This is a genomic window from Longilinea arvoryzae (assembly GCF_001050235.1).
GTDB classification, from domain to species: domain Bacteria; phylum Chloroflexota; class Anaerolineae; order Anaerolineales; family Anaerolineaceae; genus Longilinea; species Longilinea arvoryzae.
In genome coordinates this window covers 98,734-122,647 of sequence record NZ_DF967973.1, presented here as the reverse complement: position 1 = coordinate 122,647, position 23,914 = coordinate 98,734, and the positions used below count along the sequence as shown (strand labels likewise).

The 23,914-nt window shown below is 58.6% G+C and carries 20 protein-coding genes; 10 read left to right on the top strand and 10 right to left on the bottom strand.

Annotated elements, in window-relative coordinates:
- Positions 1–184 precede the first annotated feature (184 nt).
- Positions 185–1,657: a glycoside hydrolase family 13 protein gene (locus LARV_RS19040; protein ID WP_075075401.1), complete on the bottom strand. Its 1,473-nt coding sequence runs from the start codon at positions 1,655–1,657 to the stop codon at positions 185–187.
- A 309-nt stretch (positions 1,658–1,966) separates the two neighbouring features.
- Positions 1,967–2,548, bottom strand: a complete 582-nt coding sequence (locus LARV_RS19035) for a DUF2087 domain-containing protein (RefSeq protein ID WP_075075400.1) — start codon at positions 2,546–2,548, stop codon at positions 1,967–1,969.
- Positions 2,549–2,908: 360 nt separating this feature from the next.
- On the opposite strand from LARV_RS19035, the gene LARV_RS19030 reads away from it, so the two are divergent.
- The 4 genes from LARV_RS19030 to LARV_RS20990 all read left to right on the top strand — a co-directional run bounded on the left by LARV_RS19030 (position 2,909) and on the right by LARV_RS20990 (position 6,397).
- Entirely contained in the window at positions 2,909–5,089 is a 2,181-nt protein-coding gene (locus LARV_RS19030; RefSeq protein WP_075075399.1) for an extracellular solute-binding protein, read from the top strand.
- Between the two features lie 62 nt (positions 5,090–5,151).
- Positions 5,152–5,769, top strand: a complete 618-nt coding sequence (locus LARV_RS19025) for a methyltransferase family protein (RefSeq protein WP_075075398.1) — start codon at positions 5,152–5,154, stop codon at positions 5,767–5,769.
- A gap of 329 nt (positions 5,770–6,098) precedes the next feature.
- Positions 6,099–6,335, top strand: coding sequence for a hypothetical protein (locus LARV_RS19020; protein ID WP_075075397.1), 237 nt, complete (start codon positions 6,099–6,101; stop codon positions 6,333–6,335).
- Positions 6,335–6,397 (top strand): hypothetical protein, encoded by a 63-nt coding sequence (locus tag LARV_RS20990; protein WP_407936376.1) that lies wholly within the window; start codon positions 6,335–6,337, stop codon positions 6,395–6,397. Before LARV_RS19020 ends, LARV_RS20990 begins: the two co-directional genes overlap by 1 nt.
- Before the next feature lie 529 nt (positions 6,398–6,926).
- Here the strand turns inward: LARV_RS20990 and LARV_RS19015 are convergent.
- Together LARV_RS19015 and LARV_RS19010 are read right to left on the bottom strand one after the other, a co-directional pair.
- The gene (locus tag LARV_RS19015; protein WP_075075396.1) at positions 6,927–7,502 is read right to left on the bottom strand and encodes a dihydrofolate reductase family protein; all 576 of its coding nucleotides are present in this window, start codon (positions 7,500–7,502) and stop codon (positions 6,927–6,929) included.
- 372 nt (positions 7,503–7,874) lie between these two features.
- Positions 7,875–8,888 (bottom strand): tyrosine-type recombinase/integrase, encoded by a 1,014-nt coding sequence (locus LARV_RS19010; RefSeq protein WP_075075395.1) that lies wholly within the window; start codon positions 8,886–8,888, stop codon positions 7,875–7,877.
- A gap of 414 nt (positions 8,889–9,302) precedes the next feature.
- On the opposite strand from LARV_RS19010, the gene LARV_RS19005 reads away from it, so the two are divergent.
- Positions 9,303–12,620 (top strand): HD domain-containing phosphohydrolase, encoded by a 3,318-nt coding sequence (locus tag LARV_RS19005; RefSeq protein ID WP_075075394.1) that lies wholly within the window; start codon positions 9,303–9,305, stop codon positions 12,618–12,620.
- 52 nt (positions 12,621–12,672) lie between these two features.
- Here the strand turns inward: LARV_RS19005 and LARV_RS19000 are convergent, their stop codons facing one another.
- The gene (locus tag LARV_RS19000) at positions 12,673–13,512 is read right to left on the bottom strand and encodes a hypothetical protein (RefSeq protein WP_075075393.1); all 840 of its coding nucleotides are present in this window, start codon (positions 13,510–13,512) and stop codon (positions 12,673–12,675) included.
- A gap of 245 nt (positions 13,513–13,757) precedes the next feature.
- On the opposite strand from LARV_RS19000, the gene LARV_RS18995 reads away from it, so the two are divergent.
- Positions 13,758–15,017, top strand: coding sequence for an MFS transporter (locus LARV_RS18995; protein WP_083522773.1), 1,260 nt, complete (start codon positions 13,758–13,760; stop codon positions 15,015–15,017).
- 90 nt (positions 15,018–15,107) lie between these two features.
- Here LARV_RS18995 and LARV_RS18990 read toward each other — a convergent pair whose 3' ends face one another.
- A complete protein-coding gene (locus LARV_RS18990; protein WP_075075391.1) occupies positions 15,108–15,566 on the bottom strand; it encodes a c-type cytochrome in 459 nt (152 codons plus the stop codon).
- Between the two features lie 199 nt (positions 15,567–15,765).
- Complete coding sequence (locus tag LARV_RS18985; RefSeq protein WP_075075390.1) at positions 15,766–16,836, bottom strand: ABC transporter substrate-binding protein; 1,071 nt, start codon at positions 16,834–16,836, stop codon at positions 15,766–15,768.
- A 392-nt stretch (positions 16,837–17,228) separates the two neighbouring features.
- Here LARV_RS18985 and LARV_RS18980 point away from each other — a divergent pair, with 392 nt between their 5' ends.
- The gene (locus tag LARV_RS18980; RefSeq protein ID WP_075075389.1) at positions 17,229–18,275 is read left to right on the top strand and encodes a DUF6709 family protein; all 1,047 of its coding nucleotides are present in this window, start codon (positions 17,229–17,231) and stop codon (positions 18,273–18,275) included.
- 112 nt (positions 18,276–18,387) lie between these two features.
- Positions 18,388–19,008 (top strand): histidine phosphatase family protein, encoded by a 621-nt coding sequence (locus LARV_RS18975; RefSeq protein ID WP_075075388.1) that lies wholly within the window; start codon positions 18,388–18,390, stop codon positions 19,006–19,008.
- Between the two features lie 499 nt (positions 19,009–19,507).
- On the opposite strand, the gene LARV_RS18970 is transcribed toward LARV_RS18975, so the two are convergent.
- Positions 19,508–20,368 (bottom strand): hypothetical protein, encoded by an 861-nt coding sequence (locus LARV_RS18970; protein ID WP_075075387.1) that lies wholly within the window; start codon positions 20,366–20,368, stop codon positions 19,508–19,510.
- A gap of 398 nt (positions 20,369–20,766) precedes the next feature.
- Here LARV_RS18970 and LARV_RS18965 point away from each other — a divergent pair, with 398 nt between their 5' ends.
- Together LARV_RS18965 and LARV_RS18960 are read left to right on the top strand one after the other, a co-directional pair.
- A complete protein-coding gene (locus tag LARV_RS18965; RefSeq protein WP_075075386.1) occupies positions 20,767–21,315 on the top strand; it encodes a YcxB family protein in 549 nt (182 codons plus the stop codon).
- A 123-nt stretch (positions 21,316–21,438) separates the two neighbouring features.
- On the top strand, positions 21,439–22,386 hold the full coding sequence (locus LARV_RS18960; protein ID WP_075075385.1) for a hypothetical protein: 948 nt from the start codon (positions 21,439–21,441) through the stop codon (positions 22,384–22,386).
- Between the two features lie 71 nt (positions 22,387–22,457).
- Here LARV_RS18960 and LARV_RS18955 read toward each other — a convergent pair whose 3' ends face one another.
- Positions 22,458–23,528: a hypothetical protein gene (locus tag LARV_RS18955; RefSeq protein ID WP_075075384.1), complete on the bottom strand. Its 1,071-nt coding sequence runs from the start codon at positions 23,526–23,528 to the stop codon at positions 22,458–22,460.
- Entirely contained in the window at positions 23,525–23,896 is a 372-nt protein-coding gene (locus LARV_RS18950) for a PadR family transcriptional regulator (RefSeq protein ID WP_075075383.1), read from the bottom strand. Before LARV_RS18950 ends, LARV_RS18955 begins: the two co-directional genes overlap by 4 nt.
- Positions 23,897–23,914 lie beyond the last annotated feature (18 nt).

Below are 23,914 nucleotides of genomic sequence, written 5' to 3'. Positions count from 1 at the left end.
GGTTGGGGTTGCTTCCTCGATCGCGGCCGGGCTGTTGCAGGCGGCCAGTGGGATGAGTAAAAGGAGGACAATCCAAACAACCCTGGATCTGAAAAGCATGGAAACCTCGCTGCGGAGAACCGGGATAAACCGGAATCAATTTCGATTGGTGAGGCCGGACCGCCGCCCGAGCAGGATGCGGGACCTACAGGCCGGTCAGGACGTTTTCCCAAACCGCTGCGCTCTTGGGCGGCAGGTTGAATGCAAGGCGGCCGTTCTGCAGGCGGGTCTCGCCGCCGCGCAGCAGCTCGCGCAATGTACAGGTATCCTCAAGCTCGGCGGTGAGATCGAGGTCGAGTGAGACGCTGCCCGCGCCGCGGTTGACGGCGCAGACGATGCGTTCGGCGCCCAGGGCGCGCAGATAAACGACGCAATCGCCGTTGGCGGACAGGATTTTAAAGTCTCCGTCGCGCAGCGCGGGATGGGATTTTCGTATAGCCGTTAGTTTCTGAATATAAGCCCGCAAATCCGCATCCCAGCGGCTTTCATCCCAGGGGAAGGCCCGCCGGCTGTCGGGGTCCTGGCCGCCCTCCAGACCGATCTCGTTGCCGTAGTAGATGCAGGGCGCGCCAGGGTAGGTGAAGAGGAAGGTCTCGGCCAGACGGAAGGCATCCCGGTCGCCCTTGAAAATGGTCAGGATGCGGGCCGTATCGTGGCTGTCGAGCAGGTTGAGCTGCGCCAGCACCGCCGGGCGCGGGTAGCGTTCCAGCAGGTTCGTCACCGAGCGGGCAAAGTCCCCGGCGCCGGGCCTGATCCAATCCCGGCCGTGCCCGGCGTCCTGCCATTGACCCAGGGCGTACCCATCCAGCTTCTGATTGCCGAAGAAGCCCCAGCAGGCATAACTGAGCAGGTAATTCATCACGCCGTCGAACTGATCGCCACGCAGCCAGCGGGTGGCATCCCAGGGAATCTCGCCGGTGATGTAGGCCTCGGGGTTGGCGGACTTGACGACACGGCGAAATTCCTGCCAGAAGGCGTCGTCGCCGAAGCAGAACGGCACGTCCAGGCGCCAGCCGTCGATGCCCTGATCGATCCAGTAACGGGCCACGTCGAAGATGAAGCGCTGCACCTGCGGATTGGCGTGGTTGAACTCGGGCAGGGCCGGCAGATCGACCCAGCAGCCGTAGTTGGGCTGGCCGGCGTAGGCGTTGAGCGGGTAGCCCTTGATCTTGAACCAGTTCAGGTAGGGCGAGGCGGCCTCGTTTTCGAGGATGTCGTTGAACTGGAAGAAACCGCGCGAGGCGTGGTTGAACACGCCGTCCAGCACCACGCGGATGCCGCGCCGGTGCGCTTCCTTTAACATTGCGTCGAAGGCCGGCCGCCCGCCCAGCAGCGGATCGATCTGGTAATAATCGTGGGTATGGTAGCGGTGGTTGGAGGCCGACTGGAAGACCGGGGTGAAGTAGATGGCGTCGATGCCCAGGTCGTGCAGGTAATCCATGTGTTCGGCCACGCCCAGCAGATCGCCGCCCTTGTAGCCGTGCACGGTGGGGGCGGCATCCCAGGCTTCCAGATTGTCGGGTTTGCTCAGTTTCGGGCTGATGGCGAACCGGTCGGGGAAAATCTGGTAAAAAACCGCGTCGTGAACCCACTGCGGGGTGGAGAAAGAGTCGGACATGGGAGAACCTCGGGAAGAAGAATGCTGAATGTAGAATGCGAAGAATTGCTGATTGCTGATTTTTGATTTCTGGTTGCAGAAATCGCCAACCCTTCCACCTCAGGCCGCAAATCGCTAATGGCTAATCGCTAATCGCCAATTGCAATGATACTCGATTTTACCGCGTTTTACCCTCAGCCGGACGCCACCCGCACCACCCCATCTTCCCCCAGTTTCTGCGAAAATGGGGGACACTCTGCGGGTGGTGCGGATTTCAAAACGCTCCGGTTAACTGCTGATCGCTAACAGCCAACAGCTAACAGCTAAAACCTAATCGCTCTTCAGCCAGTATGCTGTACCGGCCGCGTCGCGTTCCATCAGGTGATATTCAATGAAGCCGCGCCGGATGGAAGCGGTATCCTGATTGAAGCGCTGCAGGATCTCATTGACCTCCTTCTCGGTGTAGCGCCGGCCGGGCTCGAAGGCTTTGAGCGCGTAGTGCAGCAGCACCGCCCATTTCTTCTCCTGGGCGGGGAAGGCCGTGATGCGGCCCTCAGCATTGGTGAAGGATTTGAGCACCTTGCGTTCGAAGGCGTCGCCTTCTTCGGGCGCGGCCTGCGGCGCGACCACCAGATCGGTGCGCAGAGACTGGGCCAGCTCGGCCAGCTTTTCGGTGTGCAGCGAGTAGATGTAATAGTGCCCGTCGGCGCGGGCCGAGACCAGCTCGACGTGGGTCAGATAGGATAAATGGTGCGAGGTGGTCGAGACGCTCAACCCGAGCAGGTCGGCCAGTTCGCCCACCGAACGCGGCTTTTCGGCCAGGAAGCCGATCATTTTCAGCCGGTTGGCGTCGGCCAGGGCTTTGAAAAACTCGAGCAGGACCGCGTAGGATGTATTTGGGTTCTCTGTCATTGTTACCTCCTTGAGAACATTATCATGAATATCGAAATGATTTTATTCTATTGCGTAGATTTGTCAAGGGAATGGGGGGTGAAGAGTGAGACGTGAAGCGGGTTATGGTATAGGACCGGGTTTGCGATAAATTGGTTCTTGACTCGGCATTTCCTTTTGCCTATATTGAGTTCATAAGCGATTCGTGCTCAATCGCAGGCGATCACAATTTCAAAATGCACTTAACTGCGCACAGGTAAAAGCCGCTATCCGAAAGCGGCTTTTTTTAAACCGCGGAGTGGATCTTCGGGGGAAAGATCAGCGCGATAAAACCCGGGTCAACGACCCTGCGATCCGACAGACGAGTGGGGAGGTGGCGGTATGTACCACGAGACGTTCACCTGCGGCCGGTGCGGTAAACCGGTCAGCAAGGGCGCGATCAGCTGCCCGCACTGCGGCGTTTATTTTTCCGGGACGCGGCGGGTGCAGCAGTCAGCGCCCAGCCCGGGTTCCACCAAGCTCTCGAAGGGCTGTATTTCCATGTTGATCATCGGAGCGGTCGTGATTTGCATCGCCGGCGCTTCGCTGTTGTTCAAAAAACAGGGCTCCACCCAACCCACCCGACAACCTACCGGCATTGTAATGGAAAAAGAGGCGGTCGAAGTCACTGCGTCGGGGCTGATGCTCCCCGTCACAGCCCAACCCCAGCGGGCGGCAACGGCGGAAATCGGTGAAAATCTATATGAACGCGCGCTGGCCGGTGAGTTCAGCGGGCGCAAAGTCAGCATGCTCGCGCAGGCATCCGTAAATGAAGCGGAAGATCCCTTTGCTCAAGCGATCCAAACCTTCCGGGAGCAAACCAACATTCAGGTCGATCTGGAATTGAGCGCCGATTTCGGGGAGACTTATGCCAACCGCATCCGGACCGATGAACAGTCTGGCGGGCTCGCAGACGTAATCGTTCTCAATGAATATGGCACATTGAAGGATTTGGCCTCTGAAGGCGTCTTTCTTGACGTGCGGGATTTGTTGGACGAGCGCCTCTTGCGCGAACGTTATGACGCGGCATGGCTGGAGTTGGCCATGCTGCCGGGCTCCAGCGGCGAGATCATGGCCGGAGTCTGGCATACCTATGAATCCGGGAGAGTGGTCTTCTACGCCAAAGATGATTTCGAGGCGGCTGGCTATTCGATTCCCGGAAGCTGGAACGATTTGATCGCGTTATCCGACCAGATTGTCGCCGGTGGGGGCACGCCCTGGTGCGTAGGCCTTGAGTATACCGATCGCACCGAATGGACTACGACCTTTTGGTTGGAAGATATCCTGCTGCGAACCCGGCCTCGCCGGGTCTATGAGGCCATGGCTGCCGGCGCCCTCGATTTCGAATCTGCCGAGATCCAGGACGCGTTGAAGATCCTGTCGACGTTATGGAATCACGAGGGTTACGTGTACCACGATCCAGATGCAACCCCTGAAACCTTCTGGTCGGACCGGATCGTGGCGCCGCTTTTCGAAGAGCCGCCAGGCTGCTGGTTGTTCGCCGATTGGAGCTACTCCGCGTCGAGCTTTCCGGTTTCGGCCGTCTACGGCGAGAATTTCGATTGGTTCCTTCTGCCGCCGATTGATGAATCTTACGGGCAGCCGCTCATTATTTGGGGCAATCTGGCCGCGGTCACCAGCGCCCGGCCGGAAGTTGGCGCGTTGGTGGATTATTTTACCCACGCCGAGTCGATGAAGCCCTGGTTGAGAACCGGATTCTATTCCCTGTCGCCGCATAAAGATGCGCCCCTGGATGGGTATGCAGATGCCTTCGCGCGCAGCCTGGCCGAACGGCAAGGCGAGGCGACGGAGCTCATCGCGGATGCGACTCAGATGACCGAAGAGGCCAGAGAGCATTTGCATGACCAACTCGACGCGTATATCGCCACCGCGCTCCTGGTCGCCAGCGGACCGCCGCCGGTGGAACGCCGGGGCAACATCATGGATCTGATCGCCGAAGGAAGCATTTCCGTCCAGGCGACCGGTCGGGGAATCGACGAGCTGGACCTGGACATCGAAAATCTGATCGATGAGCTTCTGGATGTGGAGATCCCAGCCGGCACTTATTTCGTTGCGGCGGCCGGCGGCGAACAGAACATGGTGGTACGCCACTCGCAGGTTGTTCAGGTGGAACCCAACGATCTCCTCAGCACGATCCTGGATGCGGCCTGCGCCGAAATGGAGGACGATGTGCCTGGCAGTGATACCGGCTTTTCGCTGCAGCGCTCGGGATCGAACGCGCTCTCCATGCTGATGCCGGTTTTGGAAGCCGCCGGGGTCGATTATGACGTGGAGCAGGCGGCCATCTGGATCGTGACCAACAACGCCGATTACAGCGATCTCGGCACGCTGGTGAGCGGGTGGGGATACGCGCGCATGATCTTGGAGGAGCAGGCCGCCCAGGCGATGCGATTGGTGGACGAGGCCGGGCTGAATATCACAACCTATCGAATTTGGGCAGATCGGGAGATGATCGCAGACGGCGCCAGCGCTGAGTTGGCCCGGTGGTTGAGGGAGCGGTAATGATCCATGGAAAGTGAATCGACGATCTGTATAGGAAAATCAGCAGAAATGAGTGGATCAGGATGAATGCAGAACTGACATTCAGGATCGTTTTCTGGGCCCAACTGATGTTCATCATGATCTTTAATCGCGTACTTCCGGCATTGAGGGCAAAAAAATCCGGCGTCAAACTGACTCCGGATCACGAAGCGATTGAAAACGAAGGTAAGTTCTGGTTCGTGTTCAGGGTCATTGCCGGCATTCTGCTGGCAGCGGCGCTTGTTTTCTATTCTTTTTTCCCGATCCCCAGTTCCCGGTTTCAGTTTCCGATACCGTACGCATGGAGATGGGCGGGCGTCATTCTCTCGTCCATCTGCCTGTTCTTCTGGATCTACGCGCAGGAAATTCTGGACCGCTACTGGTCTGTGAATCTAAAAATACAGAAAGAGCATCGATTGGTCACTTCCGGACCTTACCGGGTGATGCGGCATCCGATTTACAGCGCCATGATTTTCTGGTCAGCGGGTCTGGCGTTAGATACGGCGCATGCGATTTTTGCGGCCTTTGCGGTCGTGGTCATCCTGTGGACAGCGCCGCGAATCTCGAAGGAAGAAAAGATGCTGATCGAACATTTTGGTGCCGCGTACCTCGACTATATGAAAACGACCGGAAGGTTTCTCCCGAAATTCAAACGTCATTGACGAAAAGCCATTAGCGATTAGCAGTTAGCAGATGTAGGGGAGGGTTCGTACAGGCACCGGCCTCAATTCACAGGACCATCAAACCCTCCCCGGTTCGTACAGGCAACGGCTTGAATTTACCGGGCAATCAAACCCTCCCCGGCTCTATTGATGGCGCCGGTCGCTTGCCTTGGTGAGGGCCGACCGTGCGCCTGATCTTCCCGGTCTCCGACCAGAGCCTTGGTGGAGCAGCCAGTAATCGTTGGCAGCCCATCCAACCGACTAAAAAAATTCCGCTTTGTAATTCTCCTGCAATGCTATAATCATCTCATCCCATCCCGGAGACACTCATGCCAGCACCCGATTCCATCTGCGATCTCGTCCAACGCTTCCAACTCGGGCTGCACAAGCGCCTGGCGGCAGCCGGCTCGCCGCAGGAAAAAGAGCTGCAGCGCCAGATCGCCTACACCGATCGCGAGATCGACGCGCTGGTCTACGAGTTGTACGGCCTGACCGGCGGTGGGATCAGGATCGTAGAGGGGGGCGTAGGGACTACCGGGTGCTGCGTTTTTGGAATCATCAGGTGATGAATGAGATTGAGGGGGTGCTGCTGGCGATCGAAGCGGCGGTTGAGTCGGACCCCCCTTAGTCCCCCCATTTCTAAGAAGAAATTGGGGGGAAAGAAGAATATACCGATGAAGAAATGGGGGAAAGAAGGGGATATACCGATGAAGAAATGGGGGAAAGAAGAAGCCCATGAAGGAAATGTGGGAAGGAATAATGAGCCCTGGAAAAGGGGGAAATTTATCTACAAGAACCATTTATCTGCATCTTCCCCTCCCCATTTTTTCTTAAAAATGGGGAGGGCAGGGAGGGGTCCGGATTGACCGCCGTTGCAGCGGACAGTTGTACCATCAAGAAAATCCTTGTCCTAATTGGTCACACTAAGTAGTAGAAGGTAAGCAACATGTATTGATGGCGCCGGTCTCCAGACCGCGCGCCTTGGATGGGTTTATCTGGTTGCGAGGACCGCGGAACGCCGGGCGTGTTGTGACAATCCGTGAGGTTCGAGGGTTCGAGCTGTTATACAGTTTTCGTAGGCTGGATTGAGGGGACAACCCGCCGCCGGCTTTCACCGGCCTTGGCGTCCCCGCAATCCATCCTTCACCTGCGCCGGTCTACCCTGCCTGGCCTGCCGGCCTTGTTCGATAACGGAGGAAAACCACACCGCTGCCAAAGCGGCGTTCCTCCAACAGTTCGAGCGCCATTCGAACGTTGTCAGGGAGGGATGGTTTGCCACCTCCCACAAGGATGGGCGTGAAGAACAATTGACACTCATCGATCAACCCTGCCCGAAAGGCATGCGCGGCAAGCCCGGGACCACCGATGAGGATATCCTGTTCGACTGTCTCTTTCAATTGTCGAATGGCTTCCGGATCGAAGGTTCGTTCAAGCTGCGTTTTGCGGGTGGATACCGTCCCCAGTGTCCTGGAGTACACGATTTTGTTGGCGGCCTGCCATATCTCTGCAAAGTCGCGCGTGATTGGAGAATCAGCGGCGAAACCGGGATCGGTCTCCCAAACCATCATGGTTTCATACATGCGCCGTCCATAAAGATAGGTGCCGGCCGCCCGTTCGAGGTCGTTGATAAATCGATGCACTTCCTCGTCCGGCGCTGCCCAGTCAAACTTGCCCTGCATGTCCTCGATGTAACCGTCGAGTGACGAGATCGCCGAGTAGATCAAGTGAGCCATGCTGAACCTCCTTTTGTGTGTGCTACCGTTAATGATGTGGGCCGGGGGTTCTAAATCGATTCAATTTTGCCAACAGGTTCGCTCCGGCTGGAAGATGGTTGTGGCTGTATTCACCTAACCTTAGCATAATTTCCTCCATTTTGCATCATCCGCACATTGGAAATTATTTTTTCGGTCTGACGTAAATCGAAATAGCGGGTTGAGCCATGAAAAAGGGGCTTTCAGGGCAGGTTTTTCTCAAATGTCTCCTGATCAGAAATCGTGGATTGTCAACGGCGTCCGCATCCCGAAATCCACCATTCACTGCGCGGGCCGCCAACAGCTAACCCTTTCAAGGCAGGCCGCTAATGGCTAGCCGCTAACAGCTAACCACTATTCCTGCAACTTCTTCTCCGCGTCGTCGATAGCGCGGCGGTCGGGCTCGGGGGCGTAGACGGCACGGGTGGTGGCCGGGGTGGAGTGACCCAGCACGGCCTGGACGTTCTCCAGGGCGACGCCCTGGTCGATCAGGCGCTGGGCGTGCCAGTGGCGGAAGGCGTGCGGCGAGGTGAACTGCGCGCTGCGGTCCAGGCCGGCGCCGGCGGCCAGCCCCTGCACCAGCCGCCAGCCCGAGGTGGTGGAAAGGCGCGCGCCGTAGCCCCGGCGCGCCGAGCGGAAGAAGGCCGGGCTGTTCTTGCGGCGCCGGTTGCTCTTGCCGTGCTGGATGAACAGCCAGGGCGAGTTGTCATCCCGCGCGGCCAGGTAGGTTTGAACGAATTCGAGGGTCGCTTCGCCCAGGCGGATGTGGGCGGTCAGGCCGGTCTTTTCCATTTTGACTTCCAGGCGGCCGTTTTGGGCCGCGGCGTCGGCCAGGTCAGCGCGGGTCAGGCGCAGCGCATCGCCGATGCGCAACGCCGAAGCGCGCAGCACGGCGATCAGCGCGCGCAGGCGCAGAACGTCCAGGCGGGCGTGCGGCTCGGCCGGGACAGGGATTTCGAGCGCGGCCTTCAGCATGCGGTTGCCAAAGTCCTCGGGCAGGCGGGCGTGGCGCGGTTCGGCGTCGTCGAGTTCGCCGATGAGCGAGGTGCGCGCGGCCTCCTGCTCCTGCTCGCGGGTGAAACGGATCCAGCCGTCGAAGTTGGCGCGCCAGTAGCGCAGCGCGGCGCGCAGCACGGCGGCGTACAGGCGCTGGGTGGGCGCGGCGTAGCCCTTGTCCCTGGCCATCCAGCCGTTGAAGGCGGCGGTGGCGTCTCTGGCGAGGGACTGGATGGGCGCGTCCAGCGAGCCGTTGGCGGCAATAAATTCGCCAAAAGCGTCGATGCCGCGGTGGTAGAGGCGGCGGGTGTTTGGATTGCGAAACTGGACGTTGGTTTTGAAGGCCTCGATGGCTTCATGGATGGAAGGCATATCTCTATTATAAAGGGGAACGAGATTCGAGGTGCGGCCAGGAGCGGTTACCGGGGGGTGTCGATAACTGCGCATAGCCATTATAGTCAAATGAATTTTTCCGGGAAATATCCGAAAAGGCCGGGCCGCCCGGCCGGCCTGTTCCTATTGTGCTTACTTCTGTTTGAAATTTATCAGTAGATTGTAAGGTGACAGGCCTTGCAAATCAATTAAAATAAACCTGTATTTGTGGAAAATTGGGGGAAGATAATTTCCAAAGCGAGTTCGTAACTGAATAGTTCGGTTTGCAACAGCTGCCCCACCGAGGCCCCATGACATTCACTGGCGGTTGGTTATTCCGCCGGCAGGTTTCCACCTGACGGCGGCCCTTTGTTAATCGGAGTCGTCCCAAGGCAGAGGGGATTATCGCTGCAGATGAAATTATCTTTCGAACGACGTTCACTCATTCTGATCTTCCTACTGCTGATACTGATCTTCGCAGCGGTCGGATTGAACGCCCACCGACTATTGGATGACTTCCGCTTCCTCGAAAATCATGCCGTTGCGCAGGACACGGTTCGCGTCGAAAAAGCGATCCATGAAGAGCTGAACCGATTGAGTATCACGGTGGGGGATTACGCCGCCTGGGACGATACCTGCGAATATCTGGAAACCAGGAACAACGCATACATCGATGTCAATTACATTCCGGTCAGCCTGGATAACCTGGGGATCAATTACCTGCTGATCCTCGATCGGAATGGGGACGTCGTCAAGAGCATCTACCATCGGTCGGGCGATTCGAAGCTTACTGCGATCCCGGAGGATACGCTGTCCGTGATCCTGAGCCATAAGGCCTACCTGGTCGCGGGAGATATCACCAGCGTTCGCGCCGGCTACGTGATTTTGCCGGATGGGCCGGTCGCCCTGGCCGCGCGCGCGGTGGTCGATTCGAACTTGCAGGGACCCATTCGCGGCACCATGATCATGGGACGCCCCCTGAACGAGGATCACCTGGCGGAATTGTCGGACGACCTGCTCTTCAACATTCACCTGGTCCCGGCCGGATTGCCGGAATCCGAGGCCGTCCTGAATAACGTCGTCAGGACGTTCGCGGTAACCGATCTGCCCGAGAATCAAATCGCGGGGACGGTGCGCATCGCCGACCTCGACAATTCCGAAAACTTCGTGGTCGGTTTCACCCGCCTGCGCACCATCTATGCCGACGGCATGCAGGCCACGACCATGTTCCTGGCGGTCTTTGCCGTGTGCGGTTCGATGGCCGCGATCATCGTCTGCCTGTTGATCCAACGCCTGGCGCGGGCCATCAGGCGCCAGCGCTCCAGCGACCAGTATTTCAGCCTGCTGGCCAAGAATTCACGCGAAATCATCGTCTTCACCAATTATCCGGGGTTGACAATTATCGAAGCCAATCAGGCCGCCGTAAAAACGTTCGGCTTTTCGCGTGAACACCTGATGGAAAATCACCATATCAACGACCTGCTCGAATTATCCCTCGATCTGCGGGATGCCGAGACCTGGCAACGTCTCCAGCAGAATGGGGCCACGTTCAATACCATGCTGCTGCGGGATGACGGCAGCCGGCTGCCGGTGGCCGTATATGTCGAAGCCGTCCAGAATGAAGGCAATCCGATTTACACGTTCCTGATGCGGGATATCTCCGACCGCGCGGAACGCGAACGCGTGATCGAAGGCCTGAACCAGATCAGCAACTCACTGCGAACCACGATTTCGGTTCAGGAAAGCGTGCCCATTCTGCTCGAATGGGTCCACCAGATGTTTCAGGCGGACGCCACGGCGCTGATGCTCAAGGATCCAAGGTCGGAACGGGTCTACCTCTATCAGGCAACCGGCGACTGGATTCCCGACCACGGGCGAACTTTCGCCAAGATGGGCATCCGGCTGGAGGATTATTTCAGGGATCACAAGATCGTCACGACGGATGTGATTACAGCCATCCTGGATATCCAGCAGATTCAACCCACCTTCGAGGTGCACGAGTTTGGCGGAGTACGCATCCTGCATGAAAACAGGCTGATCGGCGCGTTGCTGGTAGGCCGCAAGACGCCCTTTTCGCATTCGGACGATCTGCTGCTGGAATCATTGGCGGATTTGACCTCCAATACCATGCGGAGGGTCAGCCTCTTCGAACAAACCCGCGAATATGCCCGCCAGATCGAAGCAGTGGAAGCCATCGGCCGGACCCTGGCCGAAACCCTCGACCTGAATGAAATCCACCTGCGGCTGGTCGAATCGCTGCTGGCCACCTTCGATGGATTGGAAAGCGTTTCCATCTGGCAGCGGCGCCTGCCCACGGGCAAAATCGAGCACGTCCTGGGGCTGCGTTACGACGGTTTCTCCCTGTCGCCAGAGGATCCAGGCGTGGTTCCGCCCGCGATTCTAAAAGGGCTGGAGACGCAGGAAATTCAATTGATCGAAGAACCTCTACCGGCCGCGAGCGACTCTTTCGAGGCCGCGCGCAGGGGGTCGACTTTGATCCTTCCGGCGCAGCGCAATGACACAGTCATGGCCGTGCTCGAAATTCACAGCCTGGACGGGCAATGCTTTACCGCGGAAAGAATCGATATGATGGGGCTGGTGGCCAGTTCGGCCGCGATCGCCTATGAAAACGCGCTGCTGTACGCTGAGGTTGAGAAACGCCTCTCGCAACTCCAATCCCTGCGCGAAATCGACACCGCCATCGTTTCGACCTTCAACGAAGGCGATGTGTTGAACGTGCTGCTCGAGCAATTCCGCAAGCAACTCAATGTGGACGCGGCGGTCATCTGGCTGCCGGCCGCCAACAACCACCACCTCGAAGTGGCGCAGGCCAACGGTCTTCCATCCGAAAACGCGATCACCTGGGGCATCGATATCGACGATTCCCTGAGGAAAAAGGTGAAGACCTTCCAGGCTCAACCCGTCGTTCCGGGGGATGTCGAGGCGGCCTGGATGGAGAAATGCGCCTACCAGTGCGGTTATTCGGCGCCCCTGATCGCCCAGGGCGAGCCGTTGGGCGCGGTGGAAGTGTTCAACCGCCAGGAAATCGCGCCGGACACGGATTGGGCGCGCATGTTCGAGACACTGGCGCGCCAGGGAGCGGTGGCGCTTTCGACCTTGAGCATGTTCAAGAACCTGCAAAGGAAGAATCGCGATCTGGTGGAGGCCTATAACGCCACCATCGAAGGCTGGGCCAGGGCGCTGGACATGCGCGATCACGAGACCCGCGGCCACAGCCTGCGGGTGGCGGATATGACGGTCGAACTGGCGCGTTTCATGGGCGTGCCGGAAGAAGAAATGGAACACATCCACCGCGGCGCACTGCTGCACGATATCGGTAAAATGGGCATTCCCGATTCCATTCTGCTCAAGCCGGGTTCACTGGACGAACAGGAATGGGAAACCATGCGCCTGCACCCGGACCTGGCAGGTGAATTCCTCAAGGACATTGGATTCTTACATAACGCCATGGACATCCCGCTTTACCACCATGAGTGGTGGAATGGAGAAGGCTACCCGCGCAGATTATCCGGCGAGGAGATTCCCCTGGCGGCGCGGATTTTTGCCGTCATCGACGTGTGGGACGCGCTCAGCACGGACCGCATCTACCGGGTGGCCTGGCCGCGGGACGCGGTGCTGCCGTATATTCTCTCGCAAAGCGGCACGCATTTCGATCCCAGGGTCGTGGAGATGTTCATGCTGTATATGCAGCAGTACGACGAGGCGGCCTGAGGAGCTGATGAGCAGGTTCCGGCGGCGAAATGTGAATGCTCCGGCGGCCGGATCAATCGTGAATGTAGATCTGCACGCTGTCGACGGTTCCGAAGCCGTTTTCCAGCGAGGTGTTGTTGTCATTTATGGCGCCGGCCTGGGCGATGCGCAACTGGCCGATTTGATCGGCGCTGAGGCTATCCAGGAACTGGTCGGGGCGGATGACGGCGATGTGATCGCTGCGTGAAGCCAGGGCCGGTTTGCCGGCGCGGACGTGGGCCAGCAGCAAATCCAGGTCGGACGGCAGCGCCGGATCGATGCGCCGCCAGCCGCCGTTGCCGGCCAGCAACCAGGTGTTCAGGCTGGCGGCGTTGGCGGTCATCGGGTCGTCGTTCTCGTGGCCGGCCGCACCCAGGCCGAGCTCGCCCTTGGTGGGCAGCGCCGCGCCCAGGCTGCGCATCACATCGCCGGCGAAGATATTGCAGCGCGTCTCCTCCGGGCCGGTGCCCAGGGCGCAATTGTTACCGGGATAAGGCCGGTAGCGGCATTCGTATTTTTTTTCGACGTTGAACTGGTTGATCGCGCCCAGATAGTAGAGCAGGTGGCGGCGGTCGGGTGTGTTCTGGATGGGCGCAACGACCTGCAGCCAGGCGCTGCCCATGCCGGGATCGCTGATTTCAGGGCACAGGGCGGGGTCGGCGGCGCAGGAGAAGGTCTCGGGCTCGAGTTCCTCGATCTTCGCGGCGACTTCGTCCTTGACGTTTGCAACAACCTGGTTGGCGGCTGTCTTGAGCTCCTCTTTGGCGCGCGGGAGCACCTGCTGTTCGACAAAGGAGCGGGCGACATCGCAGGCGGTCAACGAAACGGCTAGGGCGGCCAGGGTGCAGATTCGAATCAGAGTGGGCAATTTCATCGTGAGTCCTCCGAAAGTAAGGAGGGGGTAGCAGGAAGTGTGCCGTGTTCGAGGGAACGGAGGAAAACAGGCTGGGCAGGATGTTCAGGATGAGAAGAAGGGGGACCTGGATCGCCGGTCAGAGACCGGCTCGGATCACGGTTCACTCTTCACGCCTCTCGTTTCCCCAAATCCCCCATCTGGCCAGGGCAAAATTCGGACGAGTTACCGGAGGATGCCGAATGTGATTTGTGTATAACCAGAGCATGGAAAATTCTGCAACTCCTCGCCCCCTGATGTCGCGTACCCTGATCGTGTTCCTGTTCACCATGATCCTGGCCAATATTTCGAGCCGGATGTTCAATCCATACCTGCCGCTTTACCTGAAATCCCTGGGAGCCAGCGTGTCGCAGGTGGGGTTGGCCTTCACCGTCACCATGCTGGCGCCGCTGGCCTTCCAGATTCTGGGCGGCTGGGTCTCCGATACCATCGGCCGGCTGCAGGCCATTGTCATCGGCAGCCTGGCGGCCTCAGTGGGTTATGTCTTTTTCATCTTCGCGGACGGTTGGGGGTGGGTGCTGGCCGGGATGGCTTTTTCATCCCTGGCGGGTTCCTTCGTCGCGCCCAGCTTTCAGGCCTATGTGGCCGAACAGGCCGATCCCAAGAGATTGGGCAAGGTGTACGGGCTGACCGAAGGCCTGTTCTCGGTGGTCGGCATCATCGGGCCGCTGCTGGGCGGGTTCTTCTCGGAGCGCTTTGGATTCAAATGGCTGTTCTGGGTGGCCGGCATTACCTATGCCATCGCCACGATCATTCGGGTGGTGATGGCGCGCAACGACCGCTCCGTCCGGGCAGGAGGCGAACGCCGCAAGCTATCCTGGAGCGGGTTGAAGGTCAACATGGGTGAAATGATCGCGCTGGTCACGGCGGGCGGAATCGTCACCTGGATGTTGGTCGCGGACGGCGTGATCGACGTCTCGTTCAGCGTTTCCAACCAGTTCCAACCGATCTACCTGCAGGACCTGGCGCATTTCAGCAACTCACAGATCGGCGTTTTGATCTCGATCAGTTCGGCAGTGACGATGGCGGTCATGCTGCTGGGGGGCGGACTGTCGGATAAGCTGGGCGAGCGGGTGTGCATCGTGGGCGGTGGTCTGCTGGTGGCCGCCGGCATGGTGTTGTTCCTGCTGACGCGCGATTATCTCGGGTTCGTCATCTCCTTCGGCCTGTTCGGCATGGGCGGCGGACTGCTCGGGCCGGCTTACGACTCACTGATTTCCAAGGCGATCCCCATCCGGCTGCGCGGCACGGCCTTTGGGTTGTTCAGCAGCAGCATCGGGGTGATTTCCCTCCCGGCGCCCTGGATCGGCGGCATCCTGTGGGATCAAATCGGCCCGCGGGCGCCTTTCATGGTGCCGGTGATCGGGATCCTGCTGCTCTCACCGGTGGTGTGGTTCAAGTTCGTGCTGCCCAAACAGACGCCACGCGAGGAATTACAGGCGGCGGCCGAGGGAATCGACTCATAAGCCGGGGTGCTGGCTCCATAAAAAACGCGAAGATAGAGCAGAAAAGGTTCTTTTCCGCTCTATCTTCGCTATTTTGCACCGCGTGACCGGTTATTTCTTGTTCAGACTGATGACGTAGGCGATGACATCCGCGATTTGCTGCGCGGTGAGGGTGCCGTCGTCGCCAAAAGCCGGCATGGACAGGGTCGGGTTATCGCCCTCAGGTTTCGAACCATGTTCGATGAAAAGATCCAGGTTGGCGGCAAAGACAGCCGGGTCGGCGTTGTAGAATTCGTCCGCCGGTTTGAGTTCGGGAACTTCCTCGGCCGCGCCGGAATTTTCCACGCCGCCTGTGCCTTCGGAACCGTGACAGGTCGCGCAGGTGCGGTCGAAAATTTCCTTACCCGCGACCGGGTCGCCGGTGAGGGTGAGCGCCTTACCGGTTCCCCCGGAATTGGACGGTTTGGGAGCGTTCGGGTCAGGCGTGACCGCCGTGCTGCCGCAGGCCGCCAGGAGCAGGATCGCGAAGACGGCCAACAGAACCAGTAGCAATCCTTTCGATCGTTTCATAACATCCTCCACGCCGGAAATGAACAGGAAGCAGGGTGTGATTATTTATTAATTTGATCGATGTAAACTGATTATACGACTTCAGGCAGCTAAGAGAACGGGCTTTTTTATGAAGAAATTTTAATATTAAAGGGGGGTCCATCATGGACCCCCCTTTAGAAAACTCAGATTATTCGCCTGATCGACTCCGTCCCCGGGTTTAATTCGTTGTGCTTTTCGACGACGCGGACAGGAGTTCCCAGAGGTGGAAATATTCCTTCTGGGTTTCATCCGAGAGCGACATCAACAGCTCGGATTCGTTCAGGGTTTCAATGGAAGGATAGATCGAGGGATCGTTCAGGATTTCCTGGGGCAGATAATCCGCTGCCTTCTCCACTCCGGTGGCGTAATAACTGGACTGGGTATACGCGGCCGCGTTTTTGGCGTCGAGCATGAAATTGATGAATTTCAGGGCATCCGCCTGGCGCTGGCTGGAAGCCGGCAGGGTGAAGAAGTCCATCCACAGGATGGGGCCGTCAGACGGCAGAATATACTGCACATCCAGGCCGTAGGATCGGGCATCCTGATAATCCAGGGCATACCCGATGGCCACATCGATCTTGTCGTCGACAAAAAGATCGGTTAGGGTGGTGGTGTCGATGCCTTCCTGCACTACGATGCGCGGGCTGAGCATGCTGAAAGCCGCTTCGGCCTGGCTCAATTCATCGGCGGATTCGGTATTGGCCGAATAACCCAACCCTTTCAACAGCGCGCCGGTGGTATAGTGAAAATCGTTCCACACGCCCACGCGGTTGGGCGTGTCGAACAGGTCCGCCCAGGAGCTGACCGGTGCGGCATCGGGGGTGGTGATGATCCCGCTGGTGCCCCAGGTGAACGGGATGGCATATTCGGTCTGCGGATCGAAACTCAACCCGCGGAACATCTGCATCACGCCGTCCAGGTTGGGCACGCCGCTCTTGTCGAAGCGCTGGATCACGCCGCTTTCGATGGCCGGGCCAATCTGCTCCGCGTCCAGCACCAGAACGTCGGCTTTGAAGCCCCCGGCCACATTTTCGACGGCTTCTTCCTGGGATTGGTAGCCCTCCGTTTGAACCTTGATTCCGGTCTGGCGGGTGAATTCATCCAGCAGGCTCTGGGGAAGGTCGTCCACCCAGTCGTAAACGATCAGGGGATCTGAATTTTTCGATTGCGGCGCAAGGCCGCAGGCCGTTAACAATACCAGGACCAATGCGCCGCAGAATAATCTCTGCAGTTGCAAAGCATGTTTCATGGATGCGTTCCTTTATGATGTGAGGGGTAGTGAAATTCAGGGTCGCAGACGATAAGATGTGCGCAGGCTGATTAGCCCGAAAATTCCTATTCGAGGGATATTTCGATTATAGCCGGGTTCGGAAAAACCGTTTTTCCAATGGGAGGGCTGGTGAAATTACAAAATTGTAAGGATTCGAATGCGCTGGAAAGGATGGCAGCAGGAGTGAACTGCTATCCAATCGATCCCTCCAGCAGTCCGGGCTATGTGTGGCGCGGTCCCATCCTGGGATTGCCGGGTTGCCATTTGGGCTGTTTTTCATGATAAAATGGCTTGTTTTAATCATCCCTTAATGTTCCGACCGGTTCGGAGCAGTCCATACCCTCATCACCATCGAAAACAGAGGATGTTCCATGCTCGAAGGAATCGTCACCAAAGCAATCCGCCGTTCGAACCGTACCCTTTTGGCGCTCAGCGTCGTTGGGATTCTGGCTGTTCTCGCCCTGGTAGCGCTGAACACGCGCTATTTCTATAATTTCATCCTGGGTCCTGCCCCCGTGACCGCCGACGAAGTGACCGGCTACACCGGCGCCGGCCAGCCGCAGCGCTACTGGGTGACCGTGACCGGTGAAGAGGTCTATGACACCGGCATCCAGTACGTGAACCAGGAATCCGGCAAGGAGACGGTGGAGAATTCTTACCTGGCCCTGGTGCAGAACGACCGCCTGCTGCTGGTGAAGGTGCCGGGGGAAGCGGTGGAGCAGACCACATTCACCGGGTGGCTGGCCGAAATGTCGGACGACGAGTACCGCGAGATCGTCCAGAGCATCGAGACCGATCAACCGGAGCTGACCGGCGTGTTCCTGCCCTTCATGCTCGAGACCGGTAATTTCCGCCTGAACGGGATTCTGGGCATCGTCATCGGGCTGGGGGTTCTGGCGGCCTGCGTCGTGGGGCTGGTCAAGGGCATTCGGCGCAGCGGCGACCCGAACGAACATCCGATCGCCCGACGCCTGGCGCGCCTGGGACCCGTCGATTTCGTCATCAGCCGCATCGAGGGTGAGATGACGAGCAACCACCTGACGCTCGGCAAGGCCCACCTTACGGCCAACTGGTTGGTGTTTGCGCCCGGCTCCGATTTGCAGGCTGCGCGCTTCGAGGATATCGCCTGGATCTATAAACATGTCACCACCTACCGCACCTACGGTATCCCGGTCAGCAAGCGCTTCGTGGCCAAGGTGTTCGACCGCTTCGGCGGGCAGATGACGATCGAGGCCGGCAACAAGGAGAGTAAGGCGGATGAACTGGTGCGGGCGATCTATGAACGCGCGCCCTGGGCGCTGGCCGGCTTTACCCCCGATCTCGAAAAGGCCTGGAAGAAAGACCGCACGGCCTTCCTGGACGCGGTGGAGCAGCGCCGAAAGGCCGCGGCCAACCCCGACGCGGCGTTGAACCGCTAGTCCCGCGCCCCTGATTTTCATGGATCGGTTCCGGACCCGCTTGGGAGATCCCGAAGGCTGAATCGGCCCTGAAGATTCCCATTTCGGACCAATTTCGTTTACAATAGCGGGCATGACGGCGTTGAAAGAGCTATTTCTCATTCGCCACGGCGAGGCGGAACACCTGGTACGCAACCTGACCGGTGGGTGGACCGATGTGCCCCTCACCGAGCTCGGGTACGATCAGGCCCGGCGCACCGGCCGGCGCCTGGCAGGGCTGCTGGAGGGGGGGCCGTTCGAATTTTACTGTTCCGACCTGCTGCGCGCCCGGCAGACGGCCGAGATCATCGCCGCGCAGATCGGGCAGACGGCTGTGGCCGCCCACCCGCTGCGCGACATCAACAACGGCCTGGCGGCCTACCGCACGCGCGACGAAGCCCGCGCCATGCGCAAGCCCTTATCGAAACCCTGGCAGGATTGGGTGCCGTATCCGAAGGGGGAGAGCTGGCGCATGGTGCGCCAGCGCGTCGAACCGTTCATGGAGGCGCTGGAGGGCGAGCGCGCCGTGATCGTCAGCCATTACGTGGTGCTGGCGATCATCGTCCAGTGGTGGTGGGGGCTCAACGACGAACGCATCGACGCCACCAGCCTGGACATCGAACCCTGCTCGCTGACGCACCTGCGGCTGGATGCATACGGCGCGCGCGTGATCGTGCGCCTGAACGATGTGACCCACCTGGGAAACAGCGCGTGATGAATGTAAAGAAAAGTAATTAGCTAAGCGTAAACAGTGCGGCTGAAAAAAGCAATCCATAATTCAGATTGAAATCGGCGTATCGCGTAGGATGGGTTGAGGGGTGGGGATTCACCCGTCATCCGGATTGAACAATTTTCCACCCCGAAACCCATCATTACAGCCGTCGCAAGAAAACGTCGGATCCATACCGGCCTGTTTGTCGACCTCCGGCCGGAAGAGCGGGCACCCTTCGGGTGTAAGCGTCTTCCAGATGCGGGCACACAGGCCCGCGGCTACAAAGAATGACGGTCGGTGGGTCTTTTCCGTAGCGGTCGACCTGCGTGTCGACCTTCGGCCAGAAGAGCAGGCGCCCTTCGGGTGCAGGCACGCACCTACAAAATCTCAATCTCGGGAACAACGAACGTTGTACACCCATTTTTCAGGCGCAGTAATCCCAGGTGGCGTAACCCCAGGTCGACGGAATGGCCAGCACCCCGAAATAGCGAGGTCTTAAAAGTTAGGGGATCATACTTATATTTTCGTAGCCTTTAAAGGACCCCATGAAGGCCTGGATGGCGGCAATTTTGCGTTCCCGCAAAGCCTGAGCTTCTGATATCGACATTTTCCCAAAGGAGCGCTGCAGTCGATCTAAGTCTTCACTGGGAGGTAAATCATCTTCCAGCAATCGAATCGTGGTCGTTAAGGTTCGTTCCTTGCCTTTTTTCCTGGTTATAAGAGAATAGACCCCAACCACCAACCCGCCAATCAATAAAATCCAGGAAATCGTTTGCACAATAGCAGCCGGGCTGATTGTGCTGAGAACACACGCACACACAATTGCGAAGAGTGAAAGGAAGGCCGACTTCTTTTTCATCCGGTTCGATTTGGTGATCCGTTCCAAATCTTCTGTGGCCGACTTCAATTCCTTAAGGGTGCCGCGTGATTTCATCCATGCATCCAGCGCGGGCACATCGATAATATCCTGGGCTGCCCGTTCCGCCTGACTCCGGTCAGTTGCATTCAACAATTGGAAAGATTGATTCTTTACCTCTTTGATTCCGGAGATCAATTCTGCCAGGTACTCTTTATCCGACAGATCTTTGAACACTTCTGGTGAGATACCGGATTCCTTCAATCGCCATTCGAGAATGAGGGATACGACATGAACCTGCTTGGGAGATTCCTGGACGCGTTTTTGGATCTCTTTTAAGTCTTGATTCACTGAAAAAACGAAGTTCTTATAAGTTTCGATGATTCCAGCGCGGATTTGCTCATTTACCTGGCCAGACTGCATATTGTTGAGTTGATTCTTTATGCTATGAATTTGAACAGTCTGCACGACATCCAACCCAAGGTCAAGAACGTCCAACCATCCCATTTTGCTCTCCTAAGCTTAATGAATTACTACAGTTATTGTGGAGTGAATCAATTGCAGTATTGTAGGTCATTCGATCTAAATAAGCAACCGATTGTGCGGGGCATTCGGATGATCACTTGAGTCGGTTGACGTCCATCCGGGCGCAGCCGGATAAAATCCATTCCCCATCGGGCGACCCTTCGGGAAAACGCTCCGGACTGTCGAAGGGGGGTGGTTGGCTTTCCGGTGATTCGGTAACCTCAATACCGGCCTGTGTCGACCTTCGGCCGGAAGTGCAGGCGCCCTTCGGGTGCGGGCACACAGGCCCGCGGCTACAAAATCGCATTCTCGGGTACAATGAATGTTGAACCCTCTTTCATTCATCATTCAGCATTCAGCATTCATCATTCAGCATTCCCATGTCCTCCACCGACCCCTTCCCGCTCAAATTCGACCGCGCGACGATCACCTCGGCCCAACGCCTGCGCATGATCAAGAGCAGCCGGCCGCTGTTCATCGTCGTCATCGTGGTGCTTTTTTCGATTTCCAGCATCTGGGATAAGCTGCTGCCCTGGTTGCAGGGCAAGACACCTGCGCCGACCGAGTTGTACGCCACGCTGTATGGCCTGGGGCTGGCATTGGTCGTGCTGGTGGCGATCTATCTCTTTCTGCCCATGATCGACCCGTGGATCAACCGCTGGTGGCAGCGCGATTTTCAACTGGCGCTGCAGCCCGAGGCGGTGCATCTGATCGGCCCGGGCGGCGCGACACTGGACGTGGAATGGTCGAAGGTCAAGCGCGTGCTGCGCAACGAGCAGGCCATCGTCCTGATCTTCGGCCGCGACAGCCGCGATTTCCTCATTTTGCCGCGCGAAAGCATCCGCCAGGCGGGCCGGGAAGCCCTGCTCGACCAGTACCTCGAAACGGCCGCCAAAGCAAAGTCGGAAGGGCGCAAGAGGGAAGGCTGATTTCTCCTCCAAAATTCCAGGCAAGAACTTAATAAAATCGAACCCAAAAGCGCAGGCAACGAATTTTCCCCCACCTGCGTATATAGATCATGACTATGCCCATTTTTCCGCTGGAGGATCTGAATGCTATCCCACATCACTGACCGTCTGACGCAGATCATCGAAAAGAAAAAACTCAAGACAAAAATCGAGCAGGATATCCGGCAGGTGAATACCAACCTGGAAGAAAAACGCTCACTGTTGGAGCGGCTGGAAGGGCAACTCAAGAAGGAACAGGTGGATGTCGACCGGCTGGAAGGCTTCAGCCTGAGCGGCCTGTTCTATTCGGTGCTGGGCAGCCGGGAACAGCAGGTCGAACGGGAGCGGCAGGAATTGTTGGCGGCGCAATTGAAATACCAGCAGGCCCGCCGGGTGATCGATGGGCTGCTCGAGGATCAGGCGCGCCTGGAGGGGCAGCTACGCGAGCTGCAGGGAGTGGAAGGTGAATATGCGGCGTTGATGGCGGAGAAGGAAAATCAACTCCGCCAGTCAAACCCGCAGGTCGCCGGGGAGTTGATCCACCTGGCGCAGCAAATCGCCGACCGGAACGCCGAAAAGCGCGAGATCGAAGAGGCCATTTCGGCGGCCGGCGAAGTGCATTTCAGTCTGGAGCGGGTGATCGAAGCCCTGGAAAGCGCCGAAGGTTGGGGGACCTGGGATATGCTGGGCGGCGGATTCCTCAGCACCGCCGTCAAGCACTCGCGCATCGACGAGGCTCGCGAGGCGATGCGGGCCGTGCAGGTGAAGATGAACCGCTTTACCCGCGAGCTGGCCGACGTGCAGCAGAGTACGCCGCTGAGCATCGAGATCGGCGGTCTCGAGTCCTTTGCCGATTATTTCTTCGACGGGTTGATCGTGGATTGGATTGTGCAGTCGAAAATTGAGAATTCACTCGAGCAGGCCCGCCTCGCCTACGATCGGATCGAATCGGCTGGCGGGGCGCTGCGACAATTACAATCCAAAACGCACACCGAGCTGCAGCGCCTGAACGAACGCCACGCCGCGATCGTGGAAACCGCCGGAATTGAGTAGCGCCTGGCAGTATACGTTCATCCGATGGCTGCCGGCGCTTGTAATTCGGCGGCTCTGATGCTCGCGGGCCATCATCCGGGAGCGGCTCTGTGGGCGCGCCGGCGCAGCCAGGCGGCCAGCGCGGGAACCAGCATCACCGCCGCCACAACCAGCGTGGTCCACACCGTCTGCCATTCGACCGTTGGGCCGGCCGGCAGGTTGTAATAGGCGCGGTAATCCCAGGTTGCGTAACTCCAGGTCGACAGAACGGCCATCACCAGTAGACTGGCGGCCAGCGCCAGCACGCGCGGGATGGAGGACTTCAACCTGAAATACGCCCACACTCCGGCCGATGCTATGAGCGCTGAGGTGCCGATAAAGAGCAGCAGCAGGGGGTGATGGTTTTCGTCGTATACCACGAAGATGAAGGCAAAGAAGGTAAAAACGGCAAAAGAAGCCAGCGTCCAGTCCTGCCACAGGCTGCGCAGTATATCCCTCAACGGCCGCCAGGAACGGCGCAGCAGCACCGCCAGCAGCAGCATGGCCAGCAGCACCACGCCCGGCAGTGCGCGCCAGACCTTCTCATCCCAACGCTCCGCATTGGCGGCGAGATTCGACCACCACCAGCAAAAGAGCACCGACCAGCCCAGGTAGGATGCCGTCCAGCGCGGGAAACCTTTGGCCAGCCCGATCCCCAGGCCAATCAGGCAAAATATGCCAAACCAGAGGTAGGGGGATCGTAAAACGATCTGCGCCAGACCAAGCAGCCCGGGCGGCGCGGCGATCACCGGGAAGGGCAACAACCGTTCGACAATGTTCGCCAGGCCAAAAGCCGCGAACGGCAGCCCCGCCAGCCCCGCCTGGAAGGGGGATAGCGGCGAGACGCCTGAGTGGAGATCGGAAGACGTTATTTCCATGGCGGGTCTCCTTTGGAATATCCTGATCCACCACTGCTGGACGACCGAATGCAACCCGTCGGCCAGGGCCAGCAGTCCCAATTGCAGCGCTCCGTCCGCGCCAGCAGCGGTGTATTCCTGCCGGCACAGCGTGTCAAAGACCTGCGTCATTTCAGCGCCAAAGCGTTGTTGGAAGGGCGCCGGGTACAGGCGCAGCAGGCCGCGGTAGAGGGATCCCAGTCCCTCCAACCAGCGTGAGGCGTTCATGGCTCATCCGCCCGGGGCGCCAGGCCATGCTGGCGCGCGGCGCGCACCAAGCCTGCCATGCGGGCTGTTTCGCGGCGCAGCACCCGCTCGCCCAACCCGCTCAGGCGGTAATAACGGCGGCGTTGGTCGTCCAGCGCCGGATCGGGCCGTTCGTCCATTTCGACGATCCAGCCGTCCTCGAGCATGCGTTTCAGCAGGTTGTAGAGCGTGCCCGGCAGCAGGCGGACTTCGCCGCCTGAGAGTCCCGCGACCTCGCGCAGGATGGCGTAGCCGTGCTTGTCGCCGCCTTTGAGCGCCAGCAGGATCGAAAACGCCGCTGGCGAAAGCGGAAAATGGGCGGGCAGGTTGTCAGAAACCGGTTCAGGCATATATTTATCCTAAATATA